Source organism: Burkholderia sp. AU33423, from assembly GCF_002223135.1.
Classification (GTDB): Bacteria; Pseudomonadota; Gammaproteobacteria; order Burkholderiales; family Burkholderiaceae; genus Burkholderia; species Burkholderia lata_D.
This window is the reverse complement of record NZ_NKFH01000007.1, coordinates 2,449,705-2,464,745: the sequence shown is the minus strand read 5'-3', so window position 1 is coordinate 2,464,745 and position 15,041 is coordinate 2,449,705. Positions and strand designations below refer to the sequence as shown.

The 15,041-nt window shown below is 68.5% G+C and carries 15 protein-coding genes; 8 read left to right on the top strand and 7 right to left on the bottom strand.

The features are described from left to right. Positions 1–11: 11 nt before the first annotated feature. The gene (locus tag CFB50_RS29610; RefSeq protein ID WP_069252257.1) at positions 12–686 is read right to left on the bottom strand and encodes a hypothetical protein; all 675 of its coding nucleotides are present in this window, start codon (positions 684–686) and stop codon (positions 12–14) included. A gap of 339 nt (positions 687–1,025) precedes the next feature. On the opposite strand from CFB50_RS29610, the gene CFB50_RS29605 reads away from it, so the two are divergent. The 3 genes from CFB50_RS29605 (at position 1,026) to CFB50_RS29595 (ending at position 4,040) form a co-directional block, all read left to right on the top strand. Then, entirely contained in the window at positions 1,026–2,429 is a 1,404-nt protein-coding gene (locus CFB50_RS29605) for an HdeD family acid-resistance protein (RefSeq protein WP_069252256.1), read from the top strand. Between the two features lie 96 nt (positions 2,430–2,525). Continuing rightward, positions 2,526–3,104, top strand: coding sequence for a hypothetical protein (locus CFB50_RS29600; protein ID WP_069252255.1), 579 nt, complete (start codon positions 2,526–2,528; stop codon positions 3,102–3,104). Positions 3,105–3,308: 204 nt separating this feature from the next. Beyond that, complete coding sequence (locus CFB50_RS29595) at positions 3,309–4,040, top strand: ribonuclease T2 (RefSeq protein ID WP_069252254.1); 732 nt, start codon at positions 3,309–3,311, stop codon at positions 4,038–4,040. Positions 4,041–4,092: 52 nt separating this feature from the next. On the opposite strand, the gene CFB50_RS29590 is transcribed toward CFB50_RS29595, so the two are convergent. Further along, positions 4,093–5,553 carry a fatty acid desaturase family protein gene (locus CFB50_RS29590; RefSeq protein WP_089448146.1) on the bottom strand — a complete coding sequence of 487 codons (1,461 nt, stop codon included), beginning with the start codon at positions 5,551–5,553 and terminating at the stop codon, positions 4,093–4,095. Positions 5,554–5,614: 61 nt separating this feature from the next. On the opposite strand from CFB50_RS29590, the gene CFB50_RS29585 reads away from it, so the two are divergent. Both CFB50_RS29585 and CFB50_RS29580 read left to right on the top strand, forming a co-directional pair. Then, positions 5,615–6,325, top strand: coding sequence for a hypothetical protein (locus tag CFB50_RS29585; protein ID WP_089448145.1), 711 nt, complete (start codon positions 5,615–5,617; stop codon positions 6,323–6,325). A 9-nt stretch (positions 6,326–6,334) separates the two neighbouring features. Further along, the gene (locus CFB50_RS29580) at positions 6,335–7,450 is read left to right on the top strand and encodes a hypothetical protein (RefSeq protein WP_089448144.1); all 1,116 of its coding nucleotides are present in this window, start codon (positions 6,335–6,337) and stop codon (positions 7,448–7,450) included. Here the strand turns inward: CFB50_RS29580 and CFB50_RS29575 are convergent. Next, positions 7,438–8,337 (bottom strand): hypothetical protein, encoded by a 900-nt coding sequence (locus CFB50_RS29575; protein ID WP_089448143.1) that lies wholly within the window; start codon positions 8,335–8,337, stop codon positions 7,438–7,440. The two genes, CFB50_RS29580 and CFB50_RS29575, sit on opposite strands and share 13 nt — an antisense overlap. Next, complete coding sequence (locus CFB50_RS29570; protein WP_089448142.1) at positions 8,334–9,221, bottom strand: metal-dependent hydrolase; 888 nt, start codon at positions 9,219–9,221, stop codon at positions 8,334–8,336. Before CFB50_RS29570 ends, CFB50_RS29575 begins: the two co-directional genes overlap by 4 nt. A 95-nt stretch (positions 9,222–9,316) precedes the next feature. On the opposite strand from CFB50_RS29570, the gene CFB50_RS29565 reads away from it, so the two are divergent. The 3 genes from CFB50_RS29565 to CFB50_RS29555 are packed head-to-tail and all read left to right on the top strand — an operon-like array spanning position 9,317 to position 12,994. Beyond that, positions 9,317–10,255: a fatty acid desaturase gene (locus CFB50_RS29565; RefSeq protein WP_089448141.1), complete on the top strand. Its 939-nt coding sequence runs from the start codon at positions 9,317–9,319 to the stop codon at positions 10,253–10,255. Continuing rightward, complete coding sequence (locus CFB50_RS29560) at positions 10,255–11,853, top strand: GH3 family domain-containing protein (RefSeq protein WP_089448140.1); 1,599 nt, start codon at positions 10,255–10,257, stop codon at positions 11,851–11,853. The genes CFB50_RS29565 and CFB50_RS29560 overlap by 1 nt, the downstream gene beginning before the upstream one ends. Positions 11,854–11,866: 13 nt before the next feature. Next, positions 11,867–12,994 (top strand): aromatic ring-hydroxylating oxygenase subunit alpha, encoded by a 1,128-nt coding sequence (locus tag CFB50_RS29555; protein WP_256979341.1) that lies wholly within the window; start codon positions 11,867–11,869, stop codon positions 12,992–12,994. A gap of 16 nt (positions 12,995–13,010) precedes the next feature. Here the strand turns inward: CFB50_RS29555 and CFB50_RS29550 are convergent, their stop codons facing one another. The 3 genes from CFB50_RS29550 to CFB50_RS29545 all read right to left on the bottom strand — a co-directional run bounded on the left by CFB50_RS29550 (position 13,011) and on the right by CFB50_RS29545 (position 14,853). Then, positions 13,011–13,964, bottom strand: coding sequence for a fatty acid desaturase family protein (locus tag CFB50_RS29550; RefSeq protein ID WP_089448138.1), 954 nt, complete (start codon positions 13,962–13,964; stop codon positions 13,011–13,013). A gap of 91 nt (positions 13,965–14,055) precedes the next feature. Continuing rightward, the gene (locus tag CFB50_RS40550; RefSeq protein ID WP_373452977.1) at positions 14,056–14,178 is read right to left on the bottom strand and encodes an aromatic-ring hydroxylase C-terminal domain-containing protein; all 123 of its coding nucleotides are present in this window, start codon (positions 14,176–14,178) and stop codon (positions 14,056–14,058) included. Between the two features lie 39 nt (positions 14,179–14,217). Continuing rightward, positions 14,218–14,853, bottom strand: a complete 636-nt coding sequence (locus tag CFB50_RS29545; RefSeq protein WP_089448137.1) for an isochorismatase family cysteine hydrolase — start codon at positions 14,851–14,853, stop codon at positions 14,218–14,220. Positions 14,854–15,041: the final 188 nt, after the last annotated feature.

Below are 15,041 nucleotides of genomic sequence, written 5' to 3'. Positions count from 1 at the left end.
GGATGGCATCGTCATTCCCTTGGCGCCTGAATCGTGACGAGTTCGACCGGAACCAGTGCTGCGCCGCCGAAGACAAGATCGCCGTCGGCGGCGGCCGTGATCGGCGTGGGTTCGATCGCGAGATTCACGATTGCCACGGCCTCTGTCACCTGCCGGGCATCAATCGTGTAGGGTCGGTCAAGCAGCTGCGCAGTCACCTTGGGCGGTATCTCGAAGCCTTGGGTGGCGTAACGCATTCCGGCGATGTTGCCTTCTAGCGCGGAACCGTCGTGCGCGGCGATGAACCCGTGCGCGGCTGCCGTCACCCGATCGACTGCCGAAGCGCCATCCGGCAGCACGACGCGGTAATGGCCTTTGACATGGCCGCCCACCGCGCGGAATCCGGTGAACGACCAACGCAGTGATGACCGGTAGCCGGCCGACATGGCGGATCGTAGCGTGTCGGGCAGATCGAGGACGAAGTGGACGGGGCGGCCCAGCACGATCAGCTTCGCATGGTCTTTCGTGACCATGAAGCCGGATACCGCTTCATCGTACGGCTGTTCCCGAACCAGCCCCGACTTGAAAAACTGATCCTCGGACGGCGGCTGTTCCGTGTGTACTTGGGGTTCGTGGCAGCCCGGCAGCGCGATGCAGCCCGCGACAAAGGCGGCGTGCCAGCACCGGCGTGCGATCGATATGGTCATTGTCTTGTCCCGTCTTGTGCGGTTCGGTTCTTTTGATGCCCTCGTAGCGGGATTCTCGCGTATCCACTGCGCGTTGTCGAACGGGATATCTGTCACGGCAGCGGTCGATGGCCCTCGTCCGTGCCGTGCCGACAACGTTTTCGTCGCCGCTTTCAACTGTCTCCGCCATATCTTATTATTCGGCCAGTGCGGAGGTATACCGGCCGCCAACGGTCATGTCGAGGCATGACGCGCCGGTATGAATTACCGCCTTTCGGCTGATGCATCGCACGATGCGCGGTCGAAACGACAGGACACGCGTGACCCGCGCGTATCCCGAAAAAATGACGAGAGAGCGCGATGGTACGACTGGTCTTGCTGCTGCTGGGCATCGAATACTTGCGTACCCGCTGGCGCGGGCTGACCGTGCTCGGCTGGGTGTGGGTCGTCGCGGGCGTCGTGATCTTCGTCGATGCACTCGATGGCGCGCTGCACTTCCCGATCCAGATCTTTGCGTGGCTGTTCCTGATCGAGGGGTTCGCGACACTTGCCGTGGCCGGCAGCGGCGTCGGCGGCCAGCGCATCCTGCGCTATGTGAAGGGGATCGCGGTGGTGGTCGCTGCCGGGCTCGTGTTCGCGGGGCATCACCACGGCCATTTCCTGCTGTCGATGATCTTCGGCACGCTGTTCCTCGTCGACGGGCTGCTGCAGTGCACTGCAGCGTGGATGGTGCGCTATCGCCGCTGGAACGTCGCCTTCGCATGGGGTGTCGTCGAGATCCTGCTGGCCATCTTCTTCTATCAGCCGTACCCGACGCACTATGTGGGCACCGTGCCGTACTGCCTCGGCCTGCTGCTGATGTTCGGCGGGATGCACATGCTGAGCCTCGCCGCGCGTGTGCGGCGGCTGACGCGCAATCCGGCGTTCGCGACGTCGCCGGCGCCGGCGCTCGCGCCGGATCTCGACGATGCGCGCGACCGGCCGCATTTCGCGCAATCCGAATGGGACGGTCCGCCGGCCGACGGCGAGCATGCGCTCACCGTGCACGTGTGGACGCCGACCGGCACGTCGAAGGCCGAAGCGCAGCGCTATCCGGTGATCGACCGCTATATCGCGGCGGTGGACGTCAATGGCGTGATCTCGACCGGGCACGCGGCGCTGGAGTCGCCCGAGGGCATCTATATCAGCCTGTATCCGGGCGTCGAAATCGATCGTTCTCCGGACGAATTCACGCGCATCCTGCGCGCGACCCGCGAAAACGACGTGCCGGGCCTGTTCCAGCCCGACTACGCGACCGAGTCGAAGGCGTGGTGCCCGTCGACCGTGCGCGTGCGGATCCGCAACTACGATCCGTCGAAGCTGGATGCCTTCTGGACGTCGTACCGGCAGAACGTGACGTACAACCTCACGCACCGCAACTGCTCGAGCACGGTGTCGAACGCGCTCGAAGCCGCGCTCGACGGTGCGGTGTGGCGGCTGAAGGGCGCGCGTGCCGGGTGGGGCGCGTTCGTGCGGCTGCTGCTCACGCCCGAGCTGTGGGTCGCCGCGCAGATCCGCAAGCGCGCGGTGACGATGGCATGGACGCCCGGGCTCACGCTCGACTATGCGCGCGCGCTCAGCATGCTTGCCGATCCGCGGCCGTTCGCGTGGTGGAAGGTCGCGCGCTCGGCCGTGAAGGCGATCATGACGTCGCGCCGCACGTGGCGCGAGCAGGACAACGCGGCGCTGTCGCCCGGCGGATCGGAAGCCGCGTCGATGAAGTGATCGCGTGCCGCCGGACGCGGGCCCGGCGTCACTGCGGCCGCCGCCGCGCGGCCGCGCGAGGTTGCTCGCCACGAGAACCCCCCTACGCAAACAACAATGAACAAGACGAGAGCCTTCCGCATCCTGATTCCCGCCGCGCTGGCCCTGACGAGCGCCGGCTTCGCGCAGGCGAGCGCGGACGAGGTGCCGCGCATGAGCAACGACGTGTACCGCACGTCGGTGTCGTTCTGCTCGAACGTCGCGGCCGCCGAGAAGATCGAGTGCCAGGGCGACATGATCGCCGCGGGCAGCCGGATCGTCGCGGCGATCGGCGGCCTGCCGCCGGCATCCGCCACGTCGATCGACGAAGGCGCGCGCAGCAAGCTGCCGGCGGCGGAGCGCAAGGGGCTCGCGCCGGTCGAGCCGGGTGCGATCGACAAGGACGACGACCTCGCCGGTCTCGCCGGCATGGTGCGCCTGTGCGACGTGTACGAACCCGAGCCGGCGTCGCGCGCGCGGCATCACGCGGCGCTGAAGCAGCAGGCGCCAGGCGCCGCACCGCGCGTCGAGGCGTTGCTGGCCGATGCGTCGACGGCGGCGCGCCGGCGCGTCAGCATCGGCGCGTGGCAGATCCTCGCGCTCGAAGGCCCCGAATCGATCACACGCGCGTGCACGCAGCTGGGCGCCGGGTCGTGAGGGGCGGCGTGCCGCCAGTATGGCGGCACGTGTCGGCCGTGTGAGGCAGCGCGCGACGCGGCGATGGGTGCCTGCACCCGCGCCGCCGGACTTCATTCGTCCACCTTCACATTCGTGCCATGTTGCGTCGGCAACAATTGCGGACAGACATTCGACAATCTTGCGGCGCATCCCGCGACCGCAAGCCTTTTCCGAGGAAACGCCATGCTCAAGACGCTCGCCCGCGCCGCTGCCGCACTCGCCGTCGCTTCCGTTTCACTGCACGCCACCGCGCAGACCAGCTACGACTACTTGTTGCTCGCCGCGTCGTGGGAGCCCGGCTTCTGCGCGTCGCACGATACGCCCGAATGCACGAACCTCGCCGGCACGTACGCGGCGACGAGCCTGTCGCTGCATGGCCTGTGGCCGAACAACTACGACGGCAACCAGCCGTTCTACTGCGGCGTGCCGCAGAACGACATCGACCTCGACAATGCGCACCAGTGGTGCAGCATGGATGCGTACCCGATCAGCAGCGCGACCCGCAACACGCTGTCGACGTACATGCCGGGCGTCGCGTCCTGCCTCGACAAGCACGAGTGGTTCAAGCACGGCACCTGTTCGAACTCGGCTTCGCCCGATGCGTACTGGAACCAGGCATCCGGCATGATCAGCCGGCTCGGCAACACGTCGTTCAACGCATTCCTGCAGGCGAACGCGGGCAAGACGGTCACGCGTAACCAGCTGCTGTCGGCCTTCGAAGGCGCGTTCGGCAGCAATACGCGCAGCGCGGTATCGCTGAAGTGCACGAAGACGAATGGCGTCAGCTACTTCACCGAGGCATGGATCGCGGTGAAGACCAATGCGACCACGCAGTTCCCGAGCGCCGCATCGCTCGTGACGGACGGCAATACGCAGGGCACGTGCCCGACGTCGGGCGTGTATATCGCGAAGTAACGGGGAAGGGCGAAGGGGCGACGGCGTGCGACATCGTGTGCGCCGTCGCCGGTCACGGCTTCGGCGGGATGCCCGACCACAGCAGCCGGGCCAGTTCCGGTGCGTCGAGTTGCGGCTCGTGTTCGTCGATCGCGTCGGGCAGTGCATGCCACGGCACCGCCGGATTCCGGTGATGCTGCAGATGAAGGTTGATGTGATACGGCCACACGAACACGCGGCCGATCCAGCCCGTGCGCCATGAATACGTCCAGTCGGCCCAGCCGGGCGTCGCGTGCGGGCCGCCGCTGTGCTCGGCCATGCTGCGGATCTTCTGCAGCAGGACCGACAGCGTGAGCAGCGTCACGAACCACAGCGCGGCGACCAGCAGGATCGTCTGCACGGTACAGGCCCACACGAGCAGCGCGACGATGACTCCCCATACCGCCGCGGCTGCCTGGAACGGCCGGCCGAGCCGCGTATTCTGTCCGCCCGCGCGCCGGAATGCCGCCATGTTGCGCACCATGTTCAGCACGAGCAGGTCGCCGAGGAACTGCCGCGCAAGCGGCCATGCGTCGAGCGGCCGGAACCGCCACGGCTGGTCGTGATAGAGGAACTGCCGCTCCGGGTCCTGCGCGGTGCCGAGATGCCGGTGATGCGCGAGATGCAGCGGCCGGTAGAACTCGACGGGCACGAGCGCCGGCACGCCGATCGCCACGTTGATCAGGAAGTCGTTGAAACCGCGGCGGCGCGTCAGGTGATAGTGGGTCGCGTCGTGATACAGGATGAACAGCGCATGCTGCCGCGTCGCGACGACGAGTACGGCAAGCGCATACAGGTACCACGCGCCGAGCGCGGTGGCCACCCGGATCGCCACGACGATGCACGTCCATTCGAGCAGCACGGCCGCCATCGTGCGCAGGTCGACTTTGGCGCGCAGCAGCGCGAGCGTGAGCGCGCCGGCCGCGATGCCGATCGCGCCGCCCCATGCGACGTCGGCGGCACGATGCTGGCCGGTGGTCAGGACCGTCACCATCAGCAGCGCGCTCCACGCGATGAACAGCACGGCCGACCGCCGCCGGAGCGCCCGCAGCACGATGGCGATCGCGACCGGCAGCGCGACGTGCCCGCTCGGCGATGCGGCAAGCGGCGTGTCGATCCGCTGCAGCCACGCGATCCAGCCGTCATGAGCGGGCGGCCATGCGACGGCGGTCGGATGCAGCAGATGGCACACGAGGCAAATGCCGGCCGCGAGCGTGCCGGCGAAGAACGCCGGCAGCAGCCATGCACGGCCACGCCCGAGCCACACGAGCGCGGGCATCACGAACAGGTAGCTGAGGTAAAGCGGCACGGTGCCGGGCAGCAGCGGAACCGCGCGATCGAGTGTGCTCGCCGGAATGATCGTGACCGGCCCGAGCGGCAGGTGCGTGACGAAGGCGTAGAACACGCCCGTCACGACGAGATAGGCGACGAGCAGCGGCCATGGCCGGGCGATCGGCGTGTCGTTCGCATCCTGGCGGGAAACGGCGTTGGACATGGCGGGAGCAGGCGGGTAACGGGCTATCATAGCAAGCTGTTCAGTCTTGCAGGAGTACCCGATGGAGTTGCGTGCCACCGCCGTCGAACGTGCGGCCCTGGGCCCGGACGACATCGACCGGATGTTCTCGCTGTATGCGGCGTCCTATTGCGACACGGTTCGTGCGCAGTTCGACCGCGACCTCGGCGACAAGACGCACTGCATCGTGCTGCGCGACGGCGGCGGCGCGATCCAGGGCTTCTCGACGCTCAAGCAGTACGAGACACGCTGGCGCGACGCGTCGATCCGCGTGATCTTTTCCGGCGATACGATCATCGATCCCGCGCACTGGGGTACGCAGCATCTCGCGTTCGCGTGGATCCGTCACGCGGGCGACGTGTGGCGGCAGGCGCCCGCCGTGCCGCTGTACTGGTTCCTGATCTGCAAGGGGCATCGCACCTATCGCTACCTGCGCGCGTTCGCGCGCGACTACGCGCCGCGTGCCGACAACCTGACCGCCCCGGCCACGCAGGACCTGATGGATTACCTGGCCGCGAGCCGCTACGGGCACGCGTACGACTCCGCCACCGGCCTGCTGTCGTTCGACACGCCGCAGGGCCGGCTTGCGCCCGTGCTCGCGGAGGTCCCGGCCGCGCACCGGCGGCTGGCCGACGTCGACTACTTCCTCGCACGCAATCCCGGCTACGCGCAGGGCGACGAACTCGTGTGCCTGTGCGAGCTGTCGGCGTCGAACCTGCGGCCGCTTGCGCGCCGGCTGTTCGACGGGGTGTGAGCCAAGCGCATGCGGATCCGTCTCGCGCAATCGGCCGACAACGCGCGCATTCTCGATTTCCAGTCCCGTCATGCGATGCAGGGCAGCCTGCCGCTGCGCTTCGATCGTGCGCCTGACTACTTCGCGCTGCATCGCTGCCACGCGCCGCATCATGAGGTCTGGCTCGCGGAAGATGAGCGTGCGTCGTTGAAGGGGCTTGCGAGCCTCGTCGTGCGCGACGGCTATCTCGGCGAGCGCGCGCAGCCAGTCGCCTATCTCGGCGACCTGCGGCTGATGCACGACCGTCGGCTGTCGCGCGAGTGGACCGACTCGGTGCGCGCGCGCTTCGCGACGCTGCGCGCCGACGCCGGCGTGCAGCATGCGTATTGCTGCATGATCCGCGACAACCGGCTCGCGGTGCAGTCGCTGGCACGATCGCGGCGCGAGAACCGGCTGCGTTTCACGCACTGGCACGGCTACGAGAACGTGTCGATCTACGCGCAGCGCGGGCTGTCGTCGGTGCCGCGTTGCGTGCGGGGCGTGCGGATCGTCGATGCGCAGCCGCATCATGCGGACGCACTGCGCGCGTTTCTCGATGCCGAATCGCGCCGCCAGCCGTTCGGCGGCGTGTTCTCCGTGGACGAATTCGCGCGGCGGCTCGACACGTGGCCATCGTTCGGCATCGACGCGTTCCTGCTGGCGCTCGACGCTCACGACAACCTGGTCGGCTGCGTCGCGCCGTGGGATGCGGGCGAGATCAAACGGATCGTGCTCGAACGGCTGCCGTTGCCGCTGCGGGCGGTCCGTGTCGCATTCAATGCAGTCGCACCCGCATTGCGCCGCCCGCGTATCGCGGCGCCCGGCGAGCCGTTGCGCGACGTCTATCTGACGCACCTGCAGGTGCGCGACCGCGATCCGTCCGTGTTCGCGGCACTGCTCGATGCCGCGTGGCTGCGCGTGCGCAATAGCCATGCGCTGATGCAGTTGTGCCTGTACGACGGCGATCCGCTCGGGTCGGCGCTCGCGCGCTACCACGCGGCGCGTACGCCGATGGATCTCTATACGCTGTCGACCGGCGAGCCGGCCGTGTCGATTGACGGCCTGCTGGCCGGCCGCGTGCCGGGCTTCGAGATCTACCTGGTCTGAGCGCGCGTGACGTGCAGCAGGTCGGCGAGCGCGAGCCAGAAGCGGCCGGCGTCGAAGCCGAGACCGCCGAGCACGGGCTGGCCGTGGTCGAGTCGCGGCAGGCAGACCTGCGGGATGCCGGCCATCACCTGGTGTTCGAGATAGAACTGTCCGTCGTGCGCGCAGCCGGGACGATGCCCGTTCAGCCGCCCGTGATGCGAATCGAAGCGCGTGGACGCCTCGACGGACCAGCTCACGCCGTGCACGAGATGCAGATCGCGCGGCAGCGCGGCAAGCATTGCGCCGACGCGCGGATCGCGCCGGCTGCTGATGTCGCGCGTGCCGGCGTCGGCCCAGCGCGTGCGCAGCATGCGGCGTGCGATGCGGTCGGGCCACGGTGCGGCCACGTGCGGCGGCATGCCGTGGCGGAAGATCGTATCGACGATCGCGGACGGCCCGCACGGCGGCTGCATCAGCGCGAGGCCGGCACAACGCGCCGCCAGCGCCGGGTCGACGACGAGCGCGGCGAGCGTGTCGATGCCGCCCTTGCTGTGCGCAAGTGCGACGAATTCGCCGCCGGCCGGCAGGTGCGTGCGCAGGTACGCACCGATATGCGCGCCCTGATCGAACACGCCGCGCGCGGAACGCACGGGCACCGTCAGCACGCGATAGCCGGCCGCGCCGAGCGTTTGCCGCGCGCCGCGATTGCAGCCGGGCAGCCATTCCGAATACAGCCCGGCGACGAGCACCACCGTCGTCGTCAGCGGCAGGCGGGCGGTGCGCCGTGTCCAGCCGTCGATGAACGCGTCGGTCCGGTCGAGGTGCGCCGCGGCACGCGCGAACGGCGTCGCCGGATAGTGGCGGCGCCAGTCGTCGAACCCGTCGGGCGTCCACGGCGCGCGTGTCATGCGTGCGACTCCGGCTCGGGTTCGGGAGTGGCCAGATACGGTTCGAGCGCGGCGCGTGCCGCGCGCAATGCCGCATCGCAGTCGAGGCGGTCGGGATGGAAGCGCGGCGAGAACCAGACCAGCCACATCGGCATCACGCGCGTGAAGATGCCCGGCGCGACGAACAGCCAGCGCAGCAGTTGCAGCCAGCCGCGCAGGTTCCAGGTCTGCCCGTCGACGGAGACGAGGCGGTGCACGAAATAGATCAGGTCGATCACGAAGTAGACGGAGATCCCGAGCATGGCCGCGCAGCGCACGACATAGCGCCGCACCGCGTTCGGCATGGCCGCCGCGAACACGTCGAACGCGACGGTCTTGTGCTCGGTTTCCTCGATCGCATGCCAGCGCCACACGGCCGCCATCGTCGGATCGGCGCCGTCGAGGATCGCCGGGTCGCTCAGCAGGCGGTGCGCGAGGATCGTCGTGTAGTGCTCGAGGCACGCCGTCAGCGCGAGCCGCGTGACGGGCGCCACTTGCCGCGCGGCATTGCGCTGGCGTGTTTCGAGCAGCGCCTCGAGCGCGTCGACCGGCACGTGCTGCGACGCGAGGCGTGCGTTGTAGATCCGGTGCACGCGGATATGCGACGCTTCCTGCCGCACGAACGCGTCGACGTCGGCCGCGAGCGATGCATCGCCGCCAACCTGGTCGCGAAACGGCCGCACGCTTTCGATGAAGAAGCGCTCGCCGAGCGGAAACATCACGGAAAACGCGTCGAAGAAGCGCGTGACATGGCACGTGCCGCGATACCAGAAGCGCGGAATGCGTTCGTCGATCGCGAAGCGCACGTCGCGGGTCGGCATGCGCGACGCGGGGCTGTCGCCTCTCGGGCGGCGAAACGGTCGCATGCTAATTTCGTCCCGCCACGGACGGGGCGCGGGCCGTTACCGGCGGCTGACGCATCTGTTGTATCCTCCCGTGCAAACAACCGCCATTCCGAGCCATGAACCGACCGAGCGCGCAAGCCGCTGCCGCGCAGACCCGACGTTACGATCGGGCGAACCTGCTTGTGCTCGCGCTGCAGAGCGTGGTGTGGGCCGGCACGCTCACCTGGCTGTCGCGTACCGGCGCCGGCGCGATCAAGTGGCTCGTGCTCGTGCCGTTCTGCCTCGTGATGCAGGGCGTGTTCTCGATGATGCACGAAACCTTTCACGGGTTCGGGCATCGCCGGCCGATCGCGAATTATATGATGATGTGGTGGGCGTCCACGATGTTCGGCGCGGCCGCGACGCTCATTCACGTGAACCATCTCGGCCATCACGTGCGCAACCGCACGCGCGCCGAGCGCGCGGATTTCGCGACGGCAGACGAATCGCTGCTGCGCAAGCGCGTTGAATACTACGCGGCGATCCTCGGCGGCATCTGGCTCGGCAGTTTCGTCGGCAGCTTCGTGCTTGCGCTGGTGCCCGGCCGCACGATGCAGCGGCTCGCCGCGCGCGGCGACGACAACACCTACGCGGCCGCCTTCAAGGAATTCAAGGCGGCCGACTTCCGTCGCATCCGCTACGAAACGCTTGCTGCCGTGGGTGCCTGGCTGCTGGCCGGCTGGCTGCTCGACTGGTCGGCGTCGGCGGTGCTGGTTGCGTATGTCGCGTTCGCGTTCTCGTGGTCGTCGCTGCAATGGGTGTACCACATGCGCACGCCGCTCGACGTCGTCGAAGGCACGTACAACATGCGCGCGCCGACGCCGGTGCGCTGGCTGCTGCTGAACTTCAACTACAACCTCACGCATCATCGCCGCCCCGCGCTGCGCTGGCAGGACATGCACGCGGTGTCGGACCTGCGCGAGACGCGGCCGCTGTGGTACGGCTGGCTTACGATTTTCGCGCCGCCGCGCCGGCTGCCTGACGATCTCGCGCAACTCGACAAGACCTATTTCTGATGGACGCGTCCGCCCGCAGCCCGGCCGATGCATGGCGCACGTTCGCGCGCGCCGCGCAGCCGGACGTCGATCGATGGCAGGCCGGCCTTGCAGCGCCGGGTGACATGCAGGCGCGCCGGCTGACGGCGCTGCTCGCCGCGAACCGCGATACGGCATTCGGACGCCGGTTCGGCTTCGACCGGATCGACAGCCCCGCGCAGTTCCGTGAACGCGTGCCCGTGCATGCGGCCGCCGATTTCCTGCCGTGGCTCGATCGCGTGTCGCACGAAGCGGAACCGGTGCTGACCGCCGAGCGCCCGGTGTTCCTCGAACGGACGAGCGGCAGCACCGCGCGCCAGAAGCTGATTCCTTATACGCCCGCGTTCCTGCGCGAGCTGCAGGCTGCGATGATCGTATGGCTGGCCGACATGTATCGTGCCTGTCCAGCGCTCGGCGAAGGGCGCGCGTACTGGTCGATGTCGCCGCCGCTGCAAGCGCCCGGCGTCGCGCCCAACGGGATTCCGGTCGGCTCGGCGAGCGATCTCGACTACCTCGGCGACAGCAGCGCGGCCGCGCTTGCGTCGACGCTGCTCGTGCCGCCGCTGACCGGTAACGCAGCGACGTGGCGGCGCGAGACGCTGCGCGCGCTTGTCGCGGATGATGCGCTCGCATTCATCAGCGTATGGAGCCCGACGTTCCTGACGAGCGTGCTGCGCCCGCTGTTCGATCGCGACGATGCCGACGGCGCGCGCGATCTCGCATGGGTCGAGGCATCGCTGCCGGCCGACCGCCGCGCGGCGCTGCGCGGTGCGATCGCGGCTGGCGATTGCCGGGCGCTGTGGCCGCGCCTGGCCGCCGTGAGCTGCTGGCTGGATGGCCCGAGCAAGCATTACGCCGACGCGTTGCACGTGCGGTTTCCGCAGGCGCAATGGCTGCCGAAGGGGTTGTTCGCGACGGAAGGTGTCGCGAGCATTCCGTTCGGCACGGGCGACGGTTGCCCGCTCGCGATCGGCAGCCACTACCTTGAATTCGTGCGCGACGACGGCAGCGTGTGCGGTGTCGAAGGGTTGCGACCCGGCGACGATGCACAGGTGCTGCTGACCACGGGCGGAGGACTGTATCGCTATGCGCTCGGTGATCGCGTGCGCGTGGTCGGCATGGCCGCGCGCACGCCGCGCATTGCGTTCGTCGGGCGCGCGGCGGCGAGCGTCGATCTCGTCGGCGAGAAGCTCGACGAACAGATTGCGGCCGAAGCGCTGAACCGCGCGCGTGAGCAATACAGCGAAGCCGGTGCGTGCCTCGTGCCCTGCTTGGCGAAAGACGGGCTGCCGCACTACGTGCTGTGCGTCGCCGGCGACATCGGCACCGATGCAGCCGACGCAATGTGCGCGGCCGTCGAAGCCGGACTGGCGCAGGCGTTCCACTACGCGCACGCACGCCGCCTCGGCCAGCTCGGCCCGCTGCGCGCGCGCCGCCTGGGCCGATCGCCGGAACGGCTCGGCGACCTGCTGCAACACGCGGCCGAACGGGCCGGCATCCGCGCGGGCGACGTGAAGCCGTGCGCGCTCGTGACGCGGTTGCCGGTGGCCGCTGCGCTGCTTGCGATGACGAATGACTGACGCGATGAACGACATGATCGAACCACGCGGATGCGGGCGAGACTGCCCGTCGCGCGATGCGGCGGGGGCGAACGAGCATGCGCCGCCGGCCGACGGCCTGCACGAGCAATGGTTCGTCGCGTGCACCGAACGCGAACTCCCGCGCGACAAGCCGCTCGGCGTGCGGATCCTCGATACCGGGATCGTGCTGTTCCGGCAGCGCGACGGCCGGATCGCCGCGCTGATCGACCAGTGCGTGCATCGCGGCACGCGCCTGTCGGCCGGCAAGGTCGACCGCGACACGCTCGTGTGCCCGTACCACGGCTGGCGCTACGACAGCGAAGGGCAGGTCGTCCACGTGCCGAGCATCGACGGCTCGCAGCCGGCCGGCACGCCCGGCCGCTACCCGTTCCGGCAGCGCACGCTGCCCGTGCAACTGCTCGACGGGCTCGTGTGGGTGTACCTCGGCACGGGCGATCCGTCGGCGCGCGCGATCTTCCGGATGCCGTTTTGCGATGTCGCGCCGTGGCAGTCGTACTTCATGGTGAATACGTTCGACGGCGACATCGCGATGCTCGCGCAGAACTTCATGGACGTGCCGCATACGGTATTCGTGCACGACGGGATCTTCCGCAGCAGCCGCGGCGAGGCGATGGAAGCGACGGTCGCGACGACACAGGACAGCGTCGCCGTCACGTATCACGACGGCGACGACAAGATCGGCTTCTGTCTCGACTGGCTCACGAACCCCGATCGCGTGCCGCTCGCGCACGTCGACCGCTTCATCGCGCCGAACGTGACACGCTGCGACTACCTGTGGGGCGAACGTTCCGGTTTCCTGATCGTCAGCCAGATCACGCCGATCGATGCGCGCCGCTCGCGCGTCTATACGTACATCGCCTATCGCTTCCGGCTGCCGCGCTGGATGCTGCGCGCGCTGCGGCCGCTGCTGAACCTGTACACGCACCTCGTGATCCAGCAGGACGTGCGGATCATGCGCGCGCACCGGCAGGGCCTCGACAACGCGCCGGGCTTCCGTCCGCACAACGTGCGCGCCGACATCGTGCACGTCGCGATCGACCGGCTGCTCGATGCGGTGAAACGCGGCGAGCCGCTGCCGGCCGCGCAGTGCGGCGAGAAGGTGATGCGGTTCGAACTGTAGGCGCCGCGCGGCGCGTCTAGTGCGCGGGGCCGGCCTGGCCGGATGCGGGCGGCGCGAACGCGGTGCCGTCCGTCAGGTAGCGGTGCACGGCCGGCAGATGTTCGAGCGCGAGCGCCGGATACGCGTGATGCACCTGGTGATAGCCGATGTTGCGCGGATACAGCACGAGCTTGCCGATCCAGCCGAACGTCATCGTGCGCGTCATTTGCCAGATCGATTCCGGCGCGCGTTCGTCGATCTCGACGTGTTGATGTTCGAGCAGCACACGGTTCGCGTTCATGATGCCGCCGACGATCCACGGCAGTCCGTAATACGTGAAGAACGGCAGATCCCAGTGCACGACGGCCGCGATCGCGAGCAGATAGCCCGCGCAATGCGGCAGGTCGGCGCGCGCGCAGGCGATGACTTCAGGGTGACGGCGCAAATCCTGGTGCGAGCGGTCCTGCATGAAGCCGCGCGCATACCATGGCCGGAACGCGGGCCACGCGAGCGCGAGCGGCGCCATCAGCGCGCGCAGCGGCCACCAGACCGGCAGCAGCGCGCCGCGCAGCATCATCACGCGCTGCACCCAGCCGCCGCGCGCGGCCAGCCGGTGCAGGTACGGATCCTCGGCGGTGCCGACCGCGCGGTGATGGCGCAGGTGGTGATAGCGCATCGCGGCGATCGACGAACCGATCGTCCAGCCGGCGAGCGCTTCGACGAGCGCGAGCGGCAGCGTCATGCGCCGCATCGGGAGGTGGCAGGCGTCGTGCAGGATCACGCCGAATGCCTGCAGCCGGCCCGCGATCAGCAGCACGGCCGCGACATAGACGAACGGATTCGGCACGAAGCGGATCGCGGCCCAGCACAGCAGGATGCCGAGCCAGTCGATGCACGCAAAGCGGACGAGCCGCCATGGCCGCGCACCGGCCGCGAACGGCAGCGTGCGGTTCAGTTCGGCAGGCGTCGGCAGGGTGGATGGCGTGGGCATTCGATGAGGTCGGGCGCACCGTCGATGGTGCGCATGCAGGCGTATCGGTCGGCAATATACACCGGTTTCCTCAGACGTCGAGCGGCCGCATTCAACGCGCGGCGCATGGCTTGCCGAACCAGCGCATGACCGCGTTTGCTGCTTCGTCGACGTTCAATGCATCGTTACCGGCCCACGCGACGACACCATCGGGCCGCACGCGCACGGCGCGCAAGGCCAGCCGGTCTTTCGCATCGCCCGCGCGACCGCTTGTTTACTCGAGCAGCCGCAACGCGTCCGCGAGCGACAGCACCGTCGTGCGCGATTCGAAGGCGGTGGAGAACAGGTGCTCATGGACCACCGGGTCCGGGTCGTAGCAGCAGTCCTTGACCGTGTACAGGCGGAAGTCCGCATCGCTCGCGTGGGCGATCGACGACAGCATCACGCCCGTCGACGCGATGCCGACCATGATCAGTGAATCGACACCTTGCTCGGCCAGCCGCGCCTGCAGATCGGTGCCGAAGAACACGCTGGCGCGGTGCGCGACGATCAGCGGCTCGTCGGGCTGCCGGCCGAGCTCCGGGCACGGGCCGTCGTTGATGAAGCGGCCGAGCTGCTTGATGCCCTGGCCGTTCTTGTTGCGCGGGCTGACTTCCGGATAACCGGGGCTGAACCGGAGGTTCGCGAACCAGACGCCGATGCCACTGGCCCGCGCCGCATCGCAGAGCCGGCGCGTATTGGCGAGCAACCCGGGCGCGACGGACGGAAAGAGGCCGAGGATGTCGGTCTGGTAATGCATGACGAGCAGCGCGGTGCTCGACGGCACGATGGCGGGAATCGGCGCGGATGGGCTGTCGCCGGGGTGCGTGGGGGTGGTCGTTGCGATATCCGGTGCGTGTTGCCGAGTCATGAACGAGAGTCTCCGATAGCCCGCGGGGAATGTCAGCGTCCCCGATTTGTACCGGAAAATCGGGTCGGCCGCCGATGCGATTTTCGTAGGGGCGTTTTACCGTGCTGCGCGGCGGCCATATACTGGCATGCGCTTGGCCGAGTGTCGAAATGCAACGCCCGGCGCGATGCGATCTCAAGCCACGATGT